Consider the following 5787-nt stretch of genomic DNA (forward strand, 5'->3'; position numbering starts at 1 on the left):
GTCTGGATAAAGCCACCGATAGAAATGTTTGTGTCACCTTTTGTGGTAACTGTGCCAGCAGATGCTAATGAGACACTGCCCAAAAGCGCAGCTGCTGCAACGAGTGAGACTAGCCTTTTTTTCATACTTAACCTCCTAACTGAAAACTTTTTTAAATTCGTTTCTAAATTTAACAACTTTTTTCACACTTGTCAAGAAAAAAATTTAACTTTCAATAATTTTTCTCTTAACCTCAAACCTACAGTTAAAAATAATCCAATTACGCTTGTTTGTCAAGAGTTTTAAAAATGCTTTTTATAAACTTTTTAAAAAAAATTTTTACTCTCCTTTTTAAAAAGCGCTTGAAAAAAAATAAATTAATAATATACTAAAGTTAAAAAAATCGTGGAGGTTTTTATGAGAGTAGCTATAAATGGATTTGGTAGAATTGGTAGAATATTTTTTCGCATTGCAAGCGATTATAAAGAAATCGAAATTGTTGCAATAAATGACCTAACAGATACAAAAACGCTTGCACACCTATTAAAATATGATACAAACCATGGTATTTTTCAAAAAACAGTTTCCTATGATGATGAAAACATTATAGTTGATGGCAAAAAAATAAAAATATTTGCAAAAAAAGACCCAGCCGAGCTTCCCTGGGGCGAGCTTGATATTGATGTAGTACTTGAGTCAACAGGAATTTTTTTAACAAAAGAATTAGCCCAAAAACATCTTCAGGCAGGTGCAAAAAAAGTATTGTTAAGTGCACCTCCAAAAGATAAAACCATTCCCACAGTGGTACTTGGTGTAAATAGCGATAACTTTGATTTTAAAAATAATCAGATTATATCAAATGCATCCTGCACAACAAACTGCATAGGGCCAGTAATCCGTGTGCTTCATGATAATTTTACAGTAACAAAAGGCTTTATGACAACAGTTCACTCGTATACAAACGATCAAAGAATCCTTGATTTGCCTCACAAAGACCTAAGGCGGGCGCGCGCTGCTGCAATGAATATGATCCCAACCACCACAGGCGCCACAAGAGCAATCGGCGTAGTAATACCAGAACTAAACGGCAAACTTGACGGTATATCAATACGTGTACCTACTTCCAATGTATCTTTGATTGACTTTGTATGCAATGTAAAAAATATCCCAACAATTGAGCAGGTAAATGAAGCTTTTAAAAAAGCTAGCCAGACTAAGTTAAAAAACATATTAGAATATACAGAAGAGCCCCTTGTGTCTCATGATTTAAATGGAAACCCACACTCAAGCATATTTGACGGTACAATGACACATATTATAAATGATATGGTAAAAGTTTTTGCCTGGTATGACAATGAGTTTGGCTACTCTTCAAGATTAAAAGATGTTATGTTAAAAATGATCTAAAGGGGTAAATTTATGATTTTTATAAATGAGCTTAACCTTACAAATAAAAGGGTTTTTGTCAGGTGCGACTTCAATGTGCCAATCGATGATGAAGGAAACATAATGGACGATAAGCGCATAAGAGAAACACTGCCTACCATAAATTACTGCATAGATGCAAAAGCAAAAGTAATATTGGCTTCTCATATGGGAAGACCAAAAGGCAAAAAAGACCCAAAATACTCTCTTGCAAATGTAGCAAAGAGGCTTTCTAGACTATTGAATAAAGAAGTAAAATTTATAGATTCTTGCGTTGGTGATGAAGTCAAAAAAGCTATAGATTCTATGGATTATGGGGATTGTTTGTTGCTTGAAAATTTGCGATTTCAGCCAGGCGAAGAAAAAGATGACATAGAATTTGCAAAAAAACTAAAAGAGTTATTTGATGTGTACATCAATGATGCATTTGGCGTAAGTCACAGAAAACATACATCTGTATACACACTTCCAAAAATTTGTGAGATTAAAGCTGCAGGCTTTTTGCTTAAAAAAGAGATTACATACTTCAGTCGTATTTTGGATAACCCAGTAAGGCCTTTAATTGCTGTGCTTGGCGGAGCTAAGGTATCTTCAAAAATATCAGCTGTATATAATCTTGTTGATAAAGTTGACAAAATTATAATTGGCGGAGCTATGGTGTTTACCTTCTTTAAAGCATTAGGCTTACCGGTTGGTAATTCTCTGGTAGAAAATGACTATTTAGAAACAGCAAAGGATATATACCAAAAAGCTCAGGATAAAAAAATTAAAATGTACTTTCCTGTAGATTTTGTAGTCTCAGAAAAAATGGACGAAAAAGCTGTAACAAAAATTGTACCCTATCAGGAAATACCAGATGGCTATATGGGGCTTGATATAGGTCCTGCTTCATGCAAGATGTTTGAAGAAGTAATGCACGATTGCGGATCTATTGTATGGAATGGTCCTATGGGTGTATATGAAATCGACAGGTTTTCTCGTGGCACAAGAGAAATGGCGCGCATCGTAGGCTCAAGCTATGCATTAAGTGTAGCAGGAGGAGGTGATACAGCAGATGCCATAGCTCGTGCACACGAAACAGACAATATTACATATATATCCACAGGAGGTGGTGCAAGTTTGGAGCTGCTTGAAGGCAAAAAGTTGCCAGGTATCGAAGCACTGGAGGCCTAGATGATAGTAGCTAACTGGAAAATGCATTTTGACTACAAAAAGGCTTTAGAGGTAGGCTGCGCCATAAAATCAAAATTGTCAGATGCCAAAGCAGAAATTGCCGTTTGTGCACCCTTTGTCTACCTAAAAGACCTATCTGAGTGTTTTAAAAATTCAAACATACAGCTTGGAGCACAAAATTTATACTTTGAAGACGAAGGTGCCTATACTGGTGAAGTTTCAGCAATGATGCTAAAATCTGTAGGCTGCCAGATTGTTATTGTTGGACACAGTGAGCGCAGACAATTGTTTGGTGAAGATGACAATATGATTAATAAAAAAATAAAAAGCGCTATTAAAAACAACATAACTCCAATTTTATGCGTGGGTGAAAGCTTATCTCAAAGACAAAACAACGAAACTTTTACAATCATAGAAAATCAGCTTGCCAAAGATTTGCTAGACATAAAAGAAACTGTTATAATCGCATATGAGCCTATATGGGCAATAGGAAGCGGGAAAGTTGCAAATTCTGAGCAAATTTTTGAGGTACATGAGTTTATAAAGAAATTTATAGACACAAAAGTACTCTATGGTGGTAGCGTAAACGCTCAAAATGCAGGAGAGCTTTCAAAAATACAAAATGTTGATGGTTTTTTGGTAGGCGGTGCAAGTTTAGATGCGCAAAAATTCTATGAAATTGTTTTAAATTTTGAAAAAGAAAAAGGAGTTAGTTGATGCTTACTGTCCTTATGATACTGCAGGGTATATTGTCTATTTTATTAATTGTTCTTATTTTGCTTCAAAAAGGAAAAGGTGCAAATATGGGCGTATCCTTTGGCGCTGGAGCTTCTGATACACTTTTTGGAGCAACAGGTGCAATGTCGTTTTTTGCCAAAATCACATGGGTTTTAGCCTTTTTGTTTATGATTAATTCTGTTGCTATCTCGTATTATGTCTACAAAAATCAAACCCAATCAACTATATTTACAAATACCACTAAAGCGCCTAAATAAGTAGGCGCTTTAGCTTAACTTGACAAAACTTATCAAGATATATTGACTTTTTAAAAGTTAGTATTATAGTATCTAAATAGGAGGTTGTATGGAAAGCTTTGAAAGCCATTTTTTTTACCCTATTAAAGATACTGTACTTGATCCAGATGGCATAGGCGTTAGAGAAAATATTGAATTCAACGCAAAGGTCATATTTTATGTTAAAACTAAACAAGGCATAATTGTAGCTATTGATTATAAAGTAAAAGCCTGTCCTGTTGCTATTGCAGTTGCAAGTTTTCTAGCCAAAACATTTAAAAATAAGACAATAGAAAATGCCTTAAGCATAGATGAAAACTTTTTAAATTCTAATTTAGTAGGTATTCCAAAAGAACGCCTTGAGTGCGCAAATAGTGCAATTGAAGCTTTTAAAGAAGCTCTAATTAATAGTAAGGGGGAAAAATGAACAGAATTTACTTTGATAATGCAGCAACAACTAAAGTAGATGATGAAGTATTAAAAGCAATGATACCTTTTTTTACACAAAACTATGCCATAGCATCATCAATATTTAGTCATGAAGATGGTTTAATTGCCCAAGAAGCACTTGAAAGTGCAAGAGCATTTATATTGGATAAACTAAGCGCTAAAGATTATAGGTGTATTTTTACATCTAGTCCTACAGAATCAAATAATCTAGCACTAAAAGGAATAGCTTTTAGCAAAAAAAAGGGCAATATCGTTATTAGCAAAATTGAAGATTTATCAATCATAAATACATGTAGGTTTTTGCAAAAAAAAGGCTTTGAGATAAGGTATATAGGCGTCAACAACGAAGGATTGGTAAACCTTGATGAATTAAATAATCTAATTGATGATAATACAATCTTAGTCAGTATTCAACATGTAAATCAAGAAATAGGTACACTTCAGGATATAATCAGCATTGGTGAAATTTGTAAGCAGAAAAATTGTGCGTATCACTGTGATGCAACTTTTTCTTTTCCTTTTTTTGATATTGATCTATCAAAATACAATATTGATCTTTTAACTATAGGCTCAGATACATACTATGGCCCAAAAGGAGCATCAGCTTTAATTGCAAAAAACTCTATTGAGCTTGAACCACTTATTACTGGTGGTTATCAGGAATATAACTTAAGAGCTGGCACTCAAAATATACCCGCAATTGTTGGCATGCAAAAAGCTATAGAGATATTTGACAAAAAAATATACGACTATATTAAAAACTTAAAAGATTACTTTCTAGAAAAAATAAACCAAATACCGCACATTAGAATAAATAGTCCCAAAATGTCTCATCCAGGTATAGTAAATGTAACTTTTTTGTTTATTGAAGGTGAATCTTTGACTTTAAGGCTAAACTTAAGAGGCGTAAGTGTGATAACAGGTAGTGCTTGTTTTTCCAAATCACTTGAAGCCTCACATGTGCTTCTTGCATGCGGTTTGACGCACGAGTTGGCTCATGGTTCTATTAGATTTTCGTTTGGTAAATTTAACACATTAAAAGAAATAGATCAGACAATAGAGTATTTAAAAGAAGATGTAGCTTTTTTAAGAAATTTAAGCCCACTATACAAGGAGGATTAAATGCCAAGTATACCATACTCAAAAAAAGTAATGGATTTATTTTTAAATCCAAAAAACTTAGGTGAAATCGAAAACCCTGATGCTCAAGCAACAGAAGGTTCTCCCGCTTGCGGTGATATGGTTCAGTTACAATTAAAAGTAAATAAAGATACGCATGTTATTGAAGATATAAAATTTAAATCTTTCGGATGCGCTTCAAACATTGCAACAGCGTCTATTATTACTGAAATTGCGAAAGGCAAAACAATTGAAGAAGCAAAAAACTTAAAATATTCTCAAGTAGTAGATGAACTTGGAGGTTTGCCAGCTGTTAAAGTACACTGCTCTATTTTAGCCATACAGTCTCTTAAGCGAGCAATTGAAAACTATGAAGAAAAAAACGGCCTTGTACCCAAAGATAAGCCAACTGATGAAGCATTGATAAAAGAACGCCTAAGGGGCGTAATAGACCCAAATACAGGCAGAGACTTAGTGGGATCAAAACTACTTTCAAAAATAGATTTTGTAGATGGCAAGCTTACGATATATTTAAATCTTAAAGATACAAATCAATTTGCAAATGCAATAAAAGAAGAAATTGTCGAGAAATTTGAGTACAGATGGGATGTAAAATCCATTGATGTAG

The 5787-nt window shown here is 33.9% G+C and carries 7 protein-coding genes; all 7 read left to right on the forward strand.

The genetic code is table 11. The annotated features are described in order from the left end of the window. The first annotated feature begins 396 nt into the window (after window positions 1-396). Window positions 397-1386 carry a type I glyceraldehyde-3-phosphate dehydrogenase gene (gene gap / locus ACP5FO_RS08270; RefSeq protein WP_428110632.1) on the forward strand — a complete coding sequence of 330 codons (990 nt, stop codon included), beginning with the start codon at window positions 397-399 and terminating at the stop codon, window positions 1384-1386. Between the two features lie 12 nt (window positions 1387-1398). Continuing rightward, window positions 1399-2577 carry a phosphoglycerate kinase gene (locus ACP5FO_RS08275; protein WP_428110633.1) on the forward strand — a complete coding sequence of 393 codons (1179 nt, stop codon included), beginning with the start codon at window positions 1399-1401 and terminating at the stop codon, window positions 2575-2577. Next, window positions 2578-3294, forward strand: coding sequence for a triose-phosphate isomerase (tpiA, locus tag ACP5FO_RS08280; RefSeq protein WP_428157359.1), 717 nt, complete (start codon window positions 2578-2580; stop codon window positions 3292-3294). Continuing rightward, on the forward strand, window positions 3294-3572 hold the full coding sequence (gene secG, locus ACP5FO_RS08285; protein WP_428110635.1) for a preprotein translocase subunit SecG: 279 nt from the start codon (window positions 3294-3296) through the stop codon (window positions 3570-3572). The genes tpiA and secG overlap by 1 nt, the downstream gene beginning before the upstream one ends. 88 nt (window positions 3573-3660) lie before the next feature. Continuing rightward, window positions 3661-4017, forward strand: coding sequence for an iron-sulfur cluster assembly scaffold protein (locus ACP5FO_RS08290; protein WP_428157360.1), 357 nt, complete (start codon window positions 3661-3663; stop codon window positions 4015-4017). Then, complete coding sequence (locus tag ACP5FO_RS08295) at window positions 4014-5162, forward strand: cysteine desulfurase family protein (RefSeq protein ID WP_428157361.1); 1149 nt, start codon at window positions 4014-4016, stop codon at window positions 5160-5162. Before ACP5FO_RS08290 ends, ACP5FO_RS08295 begins: the two co-directional genes overlap by 4 nt. Next, window positions 5163-5787: iron-sulfur cluster assembly scaffold protein (locus ACP5FO_RS08300; RefSeq protein WP_428157362.1), on the forward strand; the 625-nt coding region annotated here is incomplete at its 3' end. It abuts the gene before it with no gap.

Source organism: Desulfurella sp. (assembly GCF_049977265.1).
Classification (GTDB): Bacteria; Campylobacterota_A; Desulfurellia; order Desulfurellales; family Desulfurellaceae; genus Desulfurella.